The sequence below is a fragment of the Halopiger xanaduensis SH-6 genome, from assembly GCF_000217715.1.
GTDB classification, from domain to species: domain Archaea; phylum Halobacteriota; class Halobacteria; order Halobacteriales; family Natrialbaceae; genus Halopiger; species Halopiger xanaduensis.
Window position 1 is genome coordinate 2,077,778 of record NC_015666.1, and the last position, 15,143, is coordinate 2,092,920.

At 67.9% G+C, this 15,143-nt stretch carries 15 protein-coding genes; 8 read left to right on the top strand and 7 right to left on the bottom strand.

Annotated elements, in window-relative coordinates; genetic code table 11:
* Nucleotides 1-64 precede the first annotated feature (64 nt).
* Nucleotides 65-1,222, top strand: a complete 1,158-nt coding sequence (locus tag HALXA_RS10160) for a DUF7351 domain-containing protein (RefSeq protein WP_013880262.1) — start codon at nucleotides 65-67, stop codon at nucleotides 1,220-1,222.
* Here the strand turns inward: HALXA_RS10160 and HALXA_RS10165 are convergent.
* Both HALXA_RS10165 and HALXA_RS10170 read right to left on the bottom strand, forming a co-directional pair.
* On the bottom strand, nucleotides 1,219-1,989 hold the full coding sequence (locus HALXA_RS10165) for an archaeal proteasome endopeptidase complex subunit alpha (protein ID WP_013880263.1): 771 nt from the start codon (nucleotides 1,987-1,989) through the stop codon (nucleotides 1,219-1,221). The two genes, HALXA_RS10160 and HALXA_RS10165, sit on opposite strands and share 4 nt — an antisense overlap.
* A gap of 1 nt (nucleotide 1,990) precedes the next feature.
* Entirely contained in the window at nucleotides 1,991-2,665 is a 675-nt protein-coding gene (locus HALXA_RS10170; protein ID WP_245550121.1) for a proteasome subunit alpha, read from the bottom strand.
* 260 nt (nucleotides 2,666-2,925) lie between these two features.
* On the opposite strand from HALXA_RS10170, the gene HALXA_RS10175 reads away from it, so the two are divergent.
* Complete coding sequence (locus HALXA_RS10175) at nucleotides 2,926-3,327, top strand: hypothetical protein (protein WP_013880265.1); 402 nt, start codon at nucleotides 2,926-2,928, stop codon at nucleotides 3,325-3,327.
* A gap of 18 nt (nucleotides 3,328-3,345) precedes the next feature.
* Here HALXA_RS10175 and HALXA_RS10180 read toward each other — a convergent pair whose 3' ends face one another.
* From HALXA_RS10180 to HALXA_RS10200, 5 genes are all read right to left on the bottom strand, one after another.
* A complete protein-coding gene (locus HALXA_RS10180) occupies nucleotides 3,346-4,089 on the bottom strand; it encodes a beta-ketoacyl-ACP reductase (RefSeq protein ID WP_013880266.1) in 744 nt (247 codons plus the stop codon).
* A 181-nt stretch (nucleotides 4,090-4,270) separates the two neighbouring features.
* The gene (gene phaC / locus HALXA_RS10185) at nucleotides 4,271-5,914 is read right to left on the bottom strand and encodes a class III poly(R)-hydroxyalkanoic acid synthase subunit PhaC (RefSeq protein WP_013880267.1); all 1,644 of its coding nucleotides are present in this window, start codon (nucleotides 5,912-5,914) and stop codon (nucleotides 4,271-4,273) included.
* 4 nt (nucleotides 5,915-5,918) lie between these two features.
* Nucleotides 5,919-6,479 carry a poly(R)-hydroxyalkanoic acid synthase subunit PhaE gene (locus HALXA_RS10190; RefSeq protein ID WP_013880268.1) on the bottom strand — a complete coding sequence of 187 codons (561 nt, stop codon included), beginning with the start codon at nucleotides 6,477-6,479 and terminating at the stop codon, nucleotides 5,919-5,921.
* A gap of 72 nt (nucleotides 6,480-6,551) precedes the next feature.
* Entirely contained in the window at nucleotides 6,552-7,037 is a 486-nt protein-coding gene (locus HALXA_RS10195) for a hypothetical protein (protein ID WP_013880269.1), read from the bottom strand.
* 59 nt (nucleotides 7,038-7,096) lie between these two features.
* Nucleotides 7,097-7,408 carry an AbrB/MazE/SpoVT family DNA-binding domain-containing protein gene (locus HALXA_RS10200; protein ID WP_013880270.1) on the bottom strand — a complete coding sequence of 104 codons (312 nt, stop codon included), beginning with the start codon at nucleotides 7,406-7,408 and terminating at the stop codon, nucleotides 7,097-7,099.
* Nucleotides 7,409-7,650: 242 nt separating this feature from the next.
* Between HALXA_RS10200 and HALXA_RS10205 the strand changes: the two genes are divergently transcribed.
* The 6 genes from HALXA_RS10205 (at nucleotide 7,651) to HALXA_RS10230 (ending at nucleotide 15,093) form a co-directional block, all read left to right on the top strand.
* Nucleotides 7,651-8,280, top strand: coding sequence for a MaoC family dehydratase (locus HALXA_RS10205; RefSeq protein ID WP_013880271.1), 630 nt, complete (start codon nucleotides 7,651-7,653; stop codon nucleotides 8,278-8,280).
* Between the two features lie 96 nt (nucleotides 8,281-8,376).
* Nucleotides 8,377-9,795 (top strand): phosphomannomutase, encoded by a 1,419-nt coding sequence (locus tag HALXA_RS10210; RefSeq protein ID WP_013880272.1) that lies wholly within the window; start codon nucleotides 8,377-8,379, stop codon nucleotides 9,793-9,795.
* Between the two features lie 162 nt (nucleotides 9,796-9,957).
* Nucleotides 9,958-11,013: a BMP family lipoprotein gene (locus HALXA_RS10215; protein ID WP_013880273.1), complete on the top strand. Its 1,056-nt coding sequence runs from the start codon at nucleotides 9,958-9,960 to the stop codon at nucleotides 11,011-11,013.
* A gap of 3 nt (nucleotides 11,014-11,016) precedes the next feature.
* Nucleotides 11,017-12,714: an ABC transporter ATP-binding protein gene (locus HALXA_RS10220; protein WP_013880274.1), complete on the top strand. Its 1,698-nt coding sequence runs from the start codon at nucleotides 11,017-11,019 to the stop codon at nucleotides 12,712-12,714.
* Nucleotides 12,711-13,973 (top strand): ABC transporter permease, encoded by a 1,263-nt coding sequence (locus HALXA_RS10225; RefSeq protein WP_013880275.1) that lies wholly within the window; start codon nucleotides 12,711-12,713, stop codon nucleotides 13,971-13,973. Before HALXA_RS10220 ends, HALXA_RS10225 begins: the two co-directional genes overlap by 4 nt.
* Nucleotides 13,966-15,093: an ABC transporter permease gene (locus HALXA_RS10230; protein WP_013880276.1), complete on the top strand. Its 1,128-nt coding sequence runs from the start codon at nucleotides 13,966-13,968 to the stop codon at nucleotides 15,091-15,093. The genes HALXA_RS10225 and HALXA_RS10230 overlap by 8 nt, the downstream gene beginning before the upstream one ends.
* Nucleotides 15,094-15,143 lie beyond the last annotated feature (50 nt).

Consider the following 15,143-nt stretch of genomic DNA (forward strand, 5'->3'; position numbering starts at 1 on the left):
CGGAGCGAACGTCGGGCTTGCCGCTCGCGGAACCTACTTTTTCGTCCGGCCCCTAAACCGTGTTATGTCTTCGCAGGACGAGGCCGAGTCCCCGATCGACGGTCGCGACGGCGACAACGGGTCGGCTCCGACGGCGGCCGGCGAGATCGAGCAGGTGTCGCTCCCCGGCGACGCGTTCCAGGCGCTGGGCAACGACGTCCGGACGGGAATCCTCGAGACCCTCTACGAGCGAACGTCGGGGAACGGGACTGCGAGCGCGTCGTTCTCCGAACTGTTCGAGGCGTCCGACGTCGACACCACCGCGGGGTTCGCCTATCACCTCCGACAACTCGACGGCTCGTACGTGCGGAAGGTCGACGCCGGCGAGGGTGACGAGGCGAGCGAGTCCGAAACCGAAGGCGACGGCTACGAACTCACCTACGCCGGCCGTCGCATCGCTCGAGAAATCGCGGCCGGAACGTACACCCGTCGCGTCGACCACCCGTCGGTCGCCCTCGAGGACCCGTGCCCGTTCTGCGACCGCGAGACGCTCGAGGCGCGCTCGCGGGACAACGTCGTGACGGTGTCCTGCGCCGGCTGCGACCGGACCGTCCTCGATCTGGGATTCCCGCCGTCGGGGCTCGAGAGCCACGGCGACGAGTTCCCGGACGCGCTCGACCGGTACCACCGCCACCGGCTCGGACGCATGCGAGACGGAATCTGTCCGGACTGCGGCGGCAGCGTCGTCGGCCGACTCGTCGAACCGTCGCCCGACGTTGCGGACGAACTCCCGTCCGAACACGCAGACCACGTGCAGGCCGAACTCGAGTGCGAGTCCTGCGGGACGACGACGCGCTGTCCCGTTTCCCTCACGCTGTTGGACCACTCCGCGGTCGTCTCCTTCTACCGCGACCGCGGCCGCGAGGTCGACGACCGGCCGATCTGGAACGTCGGTTCCGAGTGGGCCGAGGCGGTCCTCTCCGAAGACCCGTTCGCTGTCCGCGTCGTCGTCGAACTCGAGGGCGACGTCCTCGCGCTGTACGTCGACGAGACGCTCTCCGTGGTCGACGTTCAGCGCTCGACGAACGATCCAACCGAAGACGCGGACGCGGCCTCGGATACGGTTTCCGAGACCGAGTCCGACGCTCGAGCCGATACGTCCGCCGAAGCGGCATCGCCGCAGCCGGAACCCGACGTCGCCGCCGGGCAGCCGGCCGACTCGACAGCGAGTAGCGGTTCCTAGTCGAGTTCGAGTTCCGCGAGCAGCGACGCGAGTTCGTCGTCGGTCCGCTGCGTAATCGGGCTCGACGCCGCTGTCTCCGACCCTTCGGTCTCGAGCGTCCAGACGTCGACCGTTTCCGGCGTGAGTTCGGGTTCGTCGCTTGTCGCCGCCAGCGCCTCGAGCGCGGTCGCGGTTCCCCACTCTAGGTCGCCGCGAGTCGATTCACCGGCAGCGATCCCATCCTCGAGGAACTGTCGCACGTCACGGCCGCCGTTGCCGACGGCGACGGCCCGCCAGCCGTACGGCGTGCCGCTGGGATCGACCTCGTAGAGCTGCGGCCCGTCCGCGCCGTCGAGATCGACGCCGGCGACCAACAGCGCGACCCCGTACGGCCGCGAGCCGCCGGTCTGGGTGTGCTCCTGGACGTGATCGGCGAGGCGCTTCGCGAGCAACTCGGCGTCGATCGGCTCGCCGTAGCGCAGCCGGTGTCGCTGCGCCTCGCGGCGGGCGACGTCGACCAGTTGGCGGGCGTCGGCGGCGTGGCCCGCCGAGGCGATCGCCAGGTGGTCGTCGACCCGGTGGATCTTCTCGACCGTGTCCGCCTCGAGCAGCGGCGACCGGACCCGCTTTCGAGCCGCCAGAACGACGCCGTCGTCGGTGACGACGCCGACGCTCGGCGAGCCCCGTTCGACGGCTTCCCGCGCGTACTCGACCTGGTAGAGCCGGCCGTCGGGCGAGAAGATGGTGTGACCGCGGTCGTAGGCCTGCTGGTTGGCGTTCGAGTCCATCTTAGATCGCCTCCTCGTTTTCGGCAGTCGCCGCGGCGCCGCCTTCGGCCGCCGCGACGGCGCCCTCAAGATCGTCGTAGCGCTCGATCGCGAGGTCGTCGTCGGTGATCGTCGCGATCGTCATCCCGTCGCCGCTGGCGGTGTCCCGCTCGGCCGCACTTCGGACCGCGCGGGCCGCGATCGGTCGCAGTTCCGCGACCGAACGGCCGGGTTCGTAGGCGGCCTCGAGCGCGCCGTAGGCGAGTTGCATGCCGCTGCCGCTGGCCGCGTAGGGCGCCCGCATGACGCCGCCTCCGCCGCCGATCTGGTAGACCGCCGGCTCGTCGTCGACGCCGGCCAGCACCAGATCGAGGATGCGGTAGGGCCCGCGGCGGACGAGGTCGCCCGCGACGGTCGCCGCCGTCTCGACGGACGCGCGACCGTCTCGCTCGAGGTCGTACTGGCTGAGCTCGGCCCGCAAGTGGCGCACGAACGACTGCGCGTCGCTGACGCTGCCGGAGAACGCGACGGCCGTCCGATCGTCGACGGGATCGATCTTCCGGGCCGTTTTGTTGGTCACGAACTGGCCGCCGAGGCTCGCCCGCGCGTCGGCCGCGAGGACGGCGCCGTCGGTTCCGGCGAGGCCGACCGTCGTCGTGCCGGTCTTGATGATCGCGTCGCTCGGCGTCGAATCGATTCCGCCGTCGTTTGTGTACGGACGTGCCTCGCGAGGCGTCGGCGAACCGACCGCGTCGGCGCGGTCGTCCGGTTCGAATCGGGTTGGTGGTCTCGAGTTCATCACCGAAACCGAGGCGCCTCGAGCGAATATATGTTAGCTAAAATATATTTTAGCGACGGGGGCGTACGAACCCCTCTTAAGTATCTATCCGCATTACCCGTTACCGAACCGTACAGTCGGGAGAATTCATACTATCGCACACCAAAACTGCGTAATCAATGGCGATCAATCCGGTAGCGATCCTCGCGACGGCAGTCCTCGGGACGTTTCTCCTCGCCGGACTCTGTCTCTGCTACGCGATCGCGGCGGACGCGAACGCACGCGGCGCAAACGGCAGCGTCTGGGGGCTCGTCGCCTTCGCCGTCCCGCCGATCGCCGTTCCCGTGTACCTGCTCCACCGGCGGGAGCTGCCACGGCGAACCGACTCGCCGGGTCGCTTCGAGCGGATCGCCGGCTCGATCGGTATCGGCGTCGTCGCCGCGGTCGTCGTCGTCGGCGGAATCGTCTCGCCGCCGGATCCGTTCAGCGTGGTTCTCTACGCCGGGCCGTTGATCGTCGTCTGCGTTCCTCTGGCGTTCGTCTGCTGTTACGAGCCGGGGTGGCGCGCGCTGGTCGACTGACTCTTCGGGCGGTCCCGCTCAGAGGTCCATGCCGCCGTTGATGTCGATCACTTCGCCCGTGATGTAGGACGATTCCTCGCCCGCGAGGAACCGAACGAGGGCCGCGACGTCCTCGACCTCCGCGAGGCGCTCGAGCGGGATGCCCGCGATGATCCGATCGAGCACCTTCTCCGGAACGCTCTCGACCATATCGGTGCGCGTAAAGCCGGGGGCGACGCAGTTGGCCGTCGACCCGCCCTGGGCGAGTTCGAGGGCGATCGTCCGCGTGAAGCCGAACATCCCGCTCTTGGCGGCGGCGTAGTTCGCCTGCCCGAAGTTCCCCTGCTTGCCGACGACGCTCGAGATGTTGATCAGCCGCCCCTCCTCGGCCTCCCAGATGTCGTCGTAGAACTCCTGCGTGCAGTTGAACATCCCGCCGAGGTTGACGTCCATCACGCGGTCCCAGTCCTCGCGGCTCATCTCCGTGAACTGCTTGTCGGCGGTGATGCCGGCGTTGTTGACCAGGACGTCGGCCGGGCCGAACGCCTCGTGGCAGACCTCGCGCATGTGTTCGACCTGCTCGCGGTGGGTGACGTCCGCCTGGGCCGCGACGGCGGACCCGCCGGCGGTCTCGATCGCGTCGACGGCCTCCTTGGCCGCCCCCTCCGAAGAACGGTAGTTGATGACGACGTTCGCTCCCTCCTCTCCGAGGTACTCGGCGATCCCCCGGCCGATGCCGCGCGCCGACCCGGTGATGACGCAGGTTCGTCCGTCCATGGACATGGCTGATCGCACGTTCTACCTCCGGTGGTAAATAATACCATGCAAGGTGATACGTTCCGCGCGGCGCGACTGTTCGCGGAGCGATCGAAAACGAATGCGGCGGTTCGACGCCGGCACCGGACGGTATAAGGGCGGTACCGACTCGAGCGCGGTTGCCTCGAGAGCCGACGGGGGGACGCCGTTACCGCTCCGCGGCCTGTTCGATCCAGTCCTCGACGCGGTTCGGCGAGAGGCCGGTCTCCGCGGCGAGTTCGGCGGCGTCCGCGTCGGCGAGCTGGTCGAACGTCTCGATGCCGGCCGCGGCGAGTTGGTCGGCGTAGGCCCGCCCGACGCCGCTGAGTTCGGTCAGGTCGTCGGTTTCGTCTTCGATGGCGGACTCGGACGCGTCGTCGTCGTCGGTGAGTCCCTCGGCGACGTCCTCGTCGACGGTCATCTCGCCCGGCTCCGCGGGTTCGTCCTGCACGTCGTCTTCGCCGCGTGCGGTGATCTCCTCGTCGGACCGGTTCTCGCCGTGGAACTCGCTGGTCTCGTCGTCGATGTCGATCCTGGTAGCGTCCGCGTCGGCACTCGACTCGACGTCCACGCCGCCGTCCGAGAGGTCGTCGGGACCGCTCTCGTCGCCTTCGACGTCCTCGGCGAGCGCGGCGTCTTCCTCTTCGAGTTCGGGGGTCTCGGGTTCCGCGTCGACGTCTCGCGGCTCCGCCGCTCGACTATCCGAGGCGCGTTGCGCCTCGCTTTCCCCGTTCGAGCGCTCCTCGAACCACTCGCAGACCTCCGGCCAGAGTTCGTCGTGGCTCCGCGAGGAGACCGACATCCCGATGTGGCCCGTCGCGAACTCGAGGATCTCGGTGTCCTCGGCCGGGATCGCCTCGTTGAACGGCTTCGAGGCCCCCGGCGGGATGAGGTGGTCGTACTCCGCGACGATCTGCAGTACCGGCATCTCGATGTTCGCGAGGTCGACGCGCTCGCCGCCGAGCTCGAGTTCGTTCGCGTGGAGTTTGTTCTCCTGGTAGATGTCGCGGATGAACTCCTCGTAGGCCCGGCCGGCGACGTCGATACCCTCGTCGAGCCACCGCTCCATCCGGGCGAAGTTTTCGACGAAGTCCTCGTCTTCGAGGTTGTCGTAGAACCGGACGTACTTCGTGACGTTGTTCGCGACGGGGTCCATCAGGGCGAATCCGGTATCGAGGAAGTCCGCGGGGACGTTGTCGAACGTCTCGGTGACCGTCTCGGGATCGTAGTAGTCCTCGGCGCCCCACAGCTCGAGGACGCCGCCCTCGCCGGCGAAACAGAGGCCGGCGGCCATCAGCCCGAGGTTGCGGACCTTCTCGGGGTAGAGCGCGGCGTACATGGCCGACATCGTCCCGCCCATGCAGTAGCCGAGCACGTTGATCGCGTCCTGGCTGGAGCGGTCGCGGACGACGTCGACGCAGTTGTCGATGTAGCGGTTGACGTAGTCGTCCAGCCCCAGCGAACGGTCGAGCTTGGAGGGTTCGCCCCAGTCGATCAGGTAGACGTCGAAGCCGGCCTCGAGCAGCGTTCGGACCACCGAGCGGTCCGGCTGGAGGTCGAGGATGTAGGGCTTGTTGATCAGCGCGTAGACGATGAGGATCGGGACGTCGTGTTGCTCCTCCGTCTGCGATTCGTAGTGGAGCAACTCGAGCTTGTTCTCCTCGTAGACGACCTCGCTGGGCGTCTGGCCGACCTCGACGTTCTCGATGGTTTCGGTTCGGTCGGGCGCCACTCGCGTCTTCTCGGCCAGTTCGGCCGTCGCCTCCCAGGCCTGTCGCTGGATGTCCAGTGCGGTTGCGTAGGGGTTTTTCATGGGCTTACTCCTCGTCCTCGTCCTCGAGGCGCTCGAGGATCCGGTCGAGCTTCCGCTCGACGTCGTGCTGGCGGCGCTCGAGTTCGACGAGGCGGTCGCCGACCTCGACGACGTCCTCCTCGGTCGCGAACCCGAGCATGCGGAGCGTCTCCTGGGCGGCTTCGTCGGCCTGCTGTTGCAGTTCGAGGACGTCGCCGACGGTCTCGCCGGTCATCCGCGCGAAGGCGGTCGTCGACATGACGTCCTTAAAGGCCTCGTTGGCCGTGTTGAGCCAGATGTCGCGAAAGTCCTCGATGTCGACGTCCTCGCCCTCGAGCTGGTCGTTTACTCGCTCGACCATCTGCTGGGAGGCGTTCATCCAGGTTTCGTAGGCCTTCGCGTAGCCTTCGACGCCTTCGGAGAGTTCGTTGTCCTCGGTGGCCTGGCCGACGGTTTCGGACCAGCTTTCGACAAACTGCGCCTGCGCTTCGACGTTCTCCTCGAGCGCGTCGAGGAACTGCTCGTTCCACTGTTCGACGAACGCGTTCCAGTCCTGAGCTTGCGGGGATTGTTGTGAGTCTGCCATAGTGTGGTGTGTGGGAAGGTAACGTGGTGGTTGGTTCGGGACCGTGCGTGAAAAAATCGGGGCCGGACGGCGTTACGCCGAGGCGTCGAACTCGTCGGCGGTCTGCTCGACGTTCTCGGCGACGGCTGAGACGTTCTCCTCGACCTGCTCGTGGGCCTCAAGGGCGGCGTCGAAGGAGGTGTCGACGACCTCGGAGTAGTTCGCAATGAACTCGTCGTAGGCTTCTTCGGACTCCTCGAGGGCCTCGACGGCGGCCTCGAGCGACTCGGTCTGGGCCTCGGTCGTGGAGTCGACGCCGTCGTCGACGAGGTCGCGCAGTTCGTCGAAGTCGGCGCTGTCCTCGGGCAGCGAGCCCTCGAGCGCGTCGAAGTAGGCGTGCACGGCGCCTTTCGTCAGTTCGGCGTTGGACTCGACGAGGTCGCTCGAGCCTTCGAGGGCGTCGGCGAAGGCGCCGATCGAGGCCTGCTGGGCCTCGAGGGCGTCGTGGGTGAGGGTCTGGGACTGTTTGACGGCGGTGCGCTGGGCGTCGAAGAATGCGGTGATGGGGTTCTGAGTCATGGGTGGATTCGGTGTGGGTGTGGTTTAGGTTCGGTTTCGAGTCTGGTCTGCGACTCCGACTACTCGTCGCGATCGCGCTTGACGGGGACGACGATGGTCTGGACGATGTCGCCCTCTTCGATGTCGAGGGCCTCCCGTTCGGGTTCGGGAATGCTGATCCGACCGCCGCTCTGGACCCGGGCCTTGAACGTCGCCGTGCCCATGTTCATCGGCCCGAAGGCCGACACGTCCTCGAGCGGGTTGGCCGAATTCGCCTGGAGCAACTGTGTCATCATCTCCTGCTGGGATTGCGCGACTTGCTCGCCCGCTTCCTGCATCTCTTCGAACATCGCCGGGGGAAACCAGGGCGATCGGTCGGAGTCGTCCGTCATCAACTGAACCAACGAGCGCCGCGCTAATAAGCGTTACCACTAGATACCATTCAATGGCAGCAGATGTATCGGTTGGGCTCGGAAGGGATCGGGTCGCTCGAGTCTCGGGTCGCCGGGAGAAGGGCGGGGTGCCGACCGCGCCGCGGCCGAACCCGTCCCTCGCGGCCCGTGGCGGACGATACTGGCCTACTTGTCCAGCCAAAGAATCATTACGACGCCACGCTAAACAACGATAGATATAGATGTCACAGAATTCCGGGCGGAACAACTTTGCTGCCATGACGAATGCGTGGACGGCGATGACCCAAAGTTTCCTCCGCAGTGCGACCGCTGCCAACCGCGCAGCCCTCTCCGCGATGGTTCCCGACGGCCACGATCCGAGCGACGACGGGATCGTTCCCGCGTCGATCCCCTCCGTCGACCACTCGAATCTCGACTGGACGTTCGAGCGCACCGTCGACGACCGCAACGCGATCGGCGTCGGCGACAACGTCACCTTCGAGAAGACCCTCTCCGACGACGACGTTCGGGCGTTCGCACAGATCAGCGGCGACACGAACCGCCTCCACCTCGACGACGAGTTCGCCGCGCAGACGCGCTTCGGCGAGCGGATCGTCCACGGCACGCTCGTCTCCGGGCTCATCAGCGCCGCGCTGGCCCGCCTGCCCGGCCTGACGATCTACCTCTCGCAGGACCTCGAGTTCCGCGGCCCCGTCAAAATCGGCGACCGCGTCTCGGCCCGCGTCGAAGTCGTCGAGGACCTGGGCAACGACCAGTTCCGGCTCGAGACCCGGATTCGCGACGAGTCCGACGACGAGACGGTTATCGACGGCGAAGCCGTCGTGTTGGTCGACGAACTGCCCGACGAGTAGACTGCGTGGCGCCGCCGCGACGCCGCCGCAGCATCGCCCTCGCCTCCTCGCAATGCTTCTCCACAGTATAAGTAGTTCCTCGCGGAACGACCGTACATGACACTGTTCGGGACCGCCGGGATTCGCGGTCCGGTAACCGACGTGACGCCGGCGCTGGCCCTCGACGTCGGTCGGGCCGCCGGCGAACCGGGTGCAACGTTCGTCGTCGGGCGCGACGGCCGGGAAACGGGACCGGCGCTCGCGGCCGCGATGGAAGCCGGCCTCGAGAGCGCCGGCGCGGACGTCTACCGACTCGGGCAGGTACCGACGCCGGCGCTGGCGTACGCGTCGCAGGGCCGCCGAGGCGTGATGATCACCGCGAGTCACAACCCGCCGACGGACAACGGCATCAAACTCTTCGCCGACGGCGTCGAGTACGACCGCGACGCCGAACGCGCGATCGAGGACGCCGTCGCGGCCGACGACGACGGCCTCGCGACGTGGGAACTCTGGGGCGAGTCGGGTCGTCTCGAGATCCTCGAAGAATACCGAGATTCCGTCGCCGACTACGTCCGCTACCAATTCGCCGCCAGTAGCGGGGCCGAAGCCGACACCGGCCGCCCCCTCGCCGGCCTCTCGATTGCCGTCGACTGCGGGAACGGCATGGGATCGGTCGCGACGCCCCACGTCCTCGAGCGCCTCGGCGCCGAGGTCGTCGCCCTGAACGCGAACGTCGACGGTCACTTCACCGCGCGCGAGAGCAAGCCGACGCCGGAGACGCTGACTGACTTCATCGAGTTCATGGCGACCGACTCGAGCGGCGCCGCCTCGAGAAACGCTGAGTTCGACCTCGGACTCGCCCACGACGGCGACGCAGACCGGCTCGTCGTCCTCGGCCCGGACGGCGAGGTGATCCACGAGGACACCGTGCTCGCAGTGGTCGCCGAACACTACGTCTCCGAGAGCGACGCCGGCGATCCGGTCGTCGTGACGACGCCGAACGCCTCCGCCCGGATCGACGAGCGGGTCCGCGAGGCCGGCGGCCGCGTCGAACGCGTCCGCCTCGGCGCGCTGCACGAGGGGATCGCGCGCGAACGAGCCCAGGGGGACGAGGACACCGCGGTCGTCTTCGCCGCCGAACCCTGGAAGCACATCCACGCCGCCTTCGGCGGCTGGATCGACGGCGTCGCGAGCGCCGCCGTCGTCGCCGCGCTCGTCGCCGACGCCGGCAGCACCGACGCCCTTCGCGCGCCGGTCACCGAGCGCCCCTACCGGAAGGTCAGCGTCGACTGTCCCGACGACGCCAAACCCGACGTGATGTCGGCTCTCGAGACCGAACTCCCCGAGGCCTTCCCTGACACGGCCGTGGATACGGACTACGGCGTTCGCCTCGAGTTCGACGACGCCTCGTGGGTGCTCGTGCGGCCGAGCGGGACCGAGCCGTACGTTCGGATCTACGCCGAGAGCGAGACGGTCGACGACCTGATCGCGGACGCGCGGACGGTCGTCGAGTCGGCGGTCGACGACGCGAACTGACCGACTGCGTCGACTTTTCCGGTCGATGATCGAATGAAACGCAAGTGAACTGTTCGGGTTGGTGGTGGTTCTCACCCGCGTACGAGTGATTCCCATGCACTCGTTAATTCCGCGCCGCAGATTCCGACGAGTATAAACCGATTGTTTGCGCTAGTCGCTCCTATGCCACGTAACAGACGAGCTGTTCTGAAGGGGATGGGTGTCGCTGGACTCGCGTCGATGGCGGGCTGCGTCGGCGGGTTCGGCGAGGAATCGGGCGACGCGAGCGCACAGGTCGGCATGGTCTACGCGACCGGCGGCCTCGGCGACGACTCGTTCAACGACATGGCAAAGCAGGGCGTCGAAGACGCACAAGAGGAGTTCAACATCTCGTACGACGAGACGGAGCCCGAGTCGGCGAGCGAGTTCGGCGGCGCGCAGCGCGACTTCGCCGAAAGCGGCGACTACGACCTGGTCAACTGTATCGGCTACGCGCAGAAGGACGCGCTCTCGGAGAACGCGCCGGAGTACCCGGACCAGAACTTCATCATCGTCGACGACGAGGTGAAGGAGGACAACGTCCGGAGCTACCAGTTCGGCGAACCGGAGGGCTCGTTCCAGGTCGGCCACCTGGCCGGACTCCTGACCCAGGAGGAGTTTTCCGCCGGTGCCGGCGAGACGAACCCGGACGCGAACGTCGTCGGTTTCGTCGGCGGCACCGAGACGCAGCTGATTCAGTCGTTCCACGCCGGCTTCCAGGCCGGCGTCGAGCACGCCAACGAGGACGCCGAGGTTGTCTCGACGTACGTCGGCGGGTTCAACGACACCGCCGGCGGCCAGCAGGCCGCCCGGACGATGTACCAGGACCAAGACGCGGACATCGTCTTCCACGCGGCCGGCCGCACCGGCATCGGCGTCTTCCAGGCGGCCCAGGACGAGGGCCGGTTCGCCATCGGCGTCGACAGCGACCAGTCGGTCTCCAACGAGGACTTCGCCGACGTCATCCTCGCGAGCATGGTCAAGCGCGTCGACACCGCTGTCTACAACGCGATCGAGTCCGTCGTCAACGACGAGTTCCAGGGCGGCGAGACCGAAACCCTCGGCCTCGAGGAGGAGGGTGTCGGCGCCGTCTACGGCGACGAGATCGGCGGCGAGATCCCGCAGGAGATCACGGATCAGGTCGACGAGTCCAGACAGCAGATCATCGACGGCGAGATCGACGTCCCGAGCGAACTGTAACCGATGACCGAGTCGGGAACGGGAACGACTGACGGGGCAGCACCGACCGACGCGGGGTCGGACGCGAGGAGCGGCCGCCGCTCCGCTGACCAGGATCGAGACCGGGAGAGCACCGGCAGCGACCTCGCCGTCCACTTAGACGGCATCACCAAGCGGTTCCCCGGCGTCGTCGCCAACGACGACGTCGACCTGCGGGTCGAGCGCGGGACGGTCCACGCCTTGCTCGGCGAGAACGGGGCCGGCAAGACGACGCTGATGAACGTCCTCTACGGGCTCTACGAGCCCGAGGAGGGCCGCGTCGTCGTTGACGGACGGGAACGCTCGTTCGACTCCCCGCGGGACGCCATCGACGCCGGCGTCGGGATGATCCACCAGCACTTCATGCTGGTCGACACGATGACCGTCGCCGAGAACATCGCGCTGGGCAACGAGCCGACGAAGTGGTTCGGGATGGCCGTCGACCGCGAGCAGGTCGAACGCGACGTGCGGGACCTCTGCGATCGCTACGGCTTCGACGTCGATCCGCAGGCGAGGGTCGAAGACCTGAGCGTCGGCGTCCAGCAGCGCGTCGAAATCCTCAAGGCCCTGTTCCGCGGCGCCGACGTGCTCATCCTCGACGAGCCGACCGCCGTCCTCACGCCCCAGGAGGTCGAGGACCTCTACGACGTCCTCGAGGAACTCACCGCACAGGGGAAGACGATCATTTTCATCACGCACAAACTCGAGGAGGCGACCCACGCCGCGGACGCGATCACCGTCCTCCGGGACGGCGAGTCCGTCGGCACCGTCGACCCCGAGCGCACGACCCGGGAGGACCTGGCCGAGCGTATGGTCGGCCGCGAGGTGCTGCTCGAGGCCGAATCCGAGCCGGTCGAGACGGGCGACGTCGTCCTCTCGACCGCGGACGTCGCGGTCGAGGACGAGCGCGGCGTCGACGTCGTCTCTGGAATCGATCTGGACGTCCGCGCCGGCGAGATCGTCGGCATCGCGGGCGTCGACGGCAACGGACAGGCCGAACTGATCGAGGCGATCACCGGGCTGCGGACGCCCGACGAGGGGACGATCACCTACGAGGGAACGGACGTCACAGACTGGTCCCGCCGCGAGCGGATCGAGGCCGGAATGGCCTACATTCCGGAGGACCGCCACGAGCGCGGGCTCGTCATGCCCTTCAACCTCGTGGAGAACGGCGTGCTGGGCAGCCAGCGGTCGCCGGAGTTCGCCAGCGGCGGCCGCATCGACTGGGCCGGCGTCCGCGACCACGCCGAGGAGATCATCGAGACCTACGACGTTCGCCCGCCGAACGCCGACGCGGACGCCCGCTCGTTCTCCGGCGGGAACCAACAGAAGTTCATCGTCGGCCGCGAGTTCGAGCGCGATCCGTCGCTGGTCGTCGCGACGCATCCGACCCGCGGGGTCGACATCGGGTCGACGGAGTTCATCCACGACCGCCTGCTCGAGCTTCGCCGCGAAGGGGTCGCGATCTTGCTCGTCTCCTCGAAACTCGACGAGGTCCGCTCGCTCTCGGATCGGCTGGCGGTCATCTACGAGGGCGAGTTCATCGACGTCACCGATCCGGACGCGGTGACCGAGGAGGAACTCGGCCTGCTGATGGCCGGACAGGAACCCGAGGCCGACGGCGGTTTCACCGACGCCAACGGCGCCGACGGCGCCGACGGCACCGGGGGTGACTCCCGATGAGCACCTCGAAGGAGCGCCTCGAGCGACTCCTCGAACGGCTGATCCACGCCTCGGTGCTCGAGCGGGTCGTCATCAGCGTCGCGGCGTTGCTGGCCGCCGTCCTCGTCGGTGGCGTACTGGTGTTCGTATCCGGGGGCATCGCCTCCTGTCGCACCGGCCTCGAACTGGCCGGCACGACGTTCTGTTACAACCCGATGCAGGTCTACTACGAGCTGTTCCTCGGGGCCGTCGGCCACCCGCTCGAGGGCGGCTGGAGCCCCACGAACTACAGCCTCGCGCGGACGCTCCAGCAGACGACGCTGCTGGTCTTCGCGGGACTGTCCGTCGCGGTCGCGTTCCGCGCCGGCCTGCTCAACATCGGGACGCAGGGGCAGCTCGTCTTCGGCGGCCTCGCGACGGCCGTGACGGTCGTCTACGCGGCGGCGATCGTCCCCGGCGGCTTCGTCGGCACGATCGTCCTGATCCCGCTGGGCGTGCTCGCCGGCGCGGTCGTCGGCGGCCTCTACGGCGCGCTCCCCGGGGTCCTGAAGGCCTACGCGGACGCCAACGAGGTCATCACGACGATCATGCTCAACATCGTCGCGGCCGGGGTCACGTCGGCGATGCTCTCGCGGTGGTTCCAGGACCCCGACAGCTCCAACCCGCGGACCGAACCGGTCCCCGAGTACGCCGAGATTCCGAACATTCCGTACGTCGGGTTCAGCGGTTCGGCGGACTTCTCGCTGCTCGCGTTCGCGTTCGCGGTCGCGCTCATGGTCGCGATCGCCTGGGTGTTCGCCCGCACCTCGTTCGGCTACGAGCTGCGGACGAGCGGCACCCAGCCCGCGGCGGCCGCCTACGGCGGCGTCGACGAGAAGCGCATGACCGTCGCCAGCATGACTCTCTCGGGCGCGCTGGGCGGCGTCGCCGGCGCGTTCTGGGTCCTGATGGTCCACGGCGCCTGGCTCGAGAACGTGCCCTCGATCGGCTTCGACGGGATCGCGGTCTCGGTGCTCGCCGGCAACAACCCGATCGGCGTCGGCGCCGCGGCGTTCCTGTTCGGGATACTCGACAGCGGCGGCAACTCGATCGGGACGGCGACGGACGTCCCGCCGGAACTGGTCGGCGTCCTCTCCGGCCTGATCATCCTGTTCGTCGCGATGCCGGAGTTCTTCCGGATGTTCGGTCGGCGGTTCGTCGACCTCGAGACGGCGCGGCCGGCGCGTACGGACGGCGGCCCCGACGCTGACGCCGAGACCGGAGGTGACACCGATGAGTAAGCCAACTGGAACCCCGACCGACGCGAACGACGCGGACGCGGACGAACCGACACTGCCGTTCTCGCGGCGAACTACCGTCGGACTGATCGGCGCCGGCGCCGTGCTGGCCGTCTGGATCGTCGTCGGCCTGCTCGCCCCCGACTCGTGGGCCGGCGTCTTGCTCTCGATCGCGGCGAGTCCGAGTACGCACACGGCGATGCTCCGGCTGGCCGTCCCGATCGCGCTGGCGGCGATCGGCGGTATCTTCGCCGAGAAGAGCGGCGTCATCAACATCGGGATCGAGGGGCTGCTCATCGTCTCGGCGTTCAGCTCGATCGTCGCCGTCCACTGGCTCGGCGTCGGCGAGGCGACGGCCGGCCTGTCGAACCACTGGTGGGGTCTGCTCGTCGGAACGATCATCAGCGTGCTGTTCGCGCTGATCTTCGCGATCGTCTGCATCGAGTTCAAGGCCGACCAGATCATCGCCGGGCTCGCGGTCTGGCTCATCTCGCTCGGGCTAGCGCCGTTCGCCTCCCAGATCGTCTTCGGGAGCCCGAACACCGCCAGCGTCGGCCGGTTCTCGAGCGTGACGATCCCGGTTCTCTCGGACGTGCCGTTCCTCGGCTACCTGCTGTTCGACACCGAACCGCAGGTCTACATCATGCTCGCGGGCGCGGCCGTCGGCTGGTACCTGCTCGCCCGGACGAACTTCGGGCGCTGGGTCGTCGCCAGCGGCGAGAACCCCAAGGCGCTGGACACGGCCGGCGTCGACGTCCGTAAGGTCCGGTACGCCGCCGTGTTGCTCTCGGGCGTGTTCGCCGGGCTGGGCGGCGCCGGCTTCGCGCTGGGCGACCTCGGGACGTTCGCCGGCGGCGGCGACACGGCGATCAACGGCCGCGGGTTCATCGCGATCGCGACCTACCTGCTCGCGAACTACCACCCGATCGGCGCCCTGCTTGGCTCGTTCCTCTTCGCGGGGCTCGACTCGATACAAACCGGGATGCAGGCGGCGGGCTACGCGATTCCGACGGAGCTCATCCGCGTCATCCCGCACATGACGGTCATCGTCGTCCTCGTGCTCGTCGGTCGCACGCGGCTGCCCGACGCCGCCGGCGATCACTACGAGTCCGGCGAGGACTGAGCCGCCGTCTTCCGATTCCGTTCCTTCTCCGCGCAGCGTCGTCCGGAGGC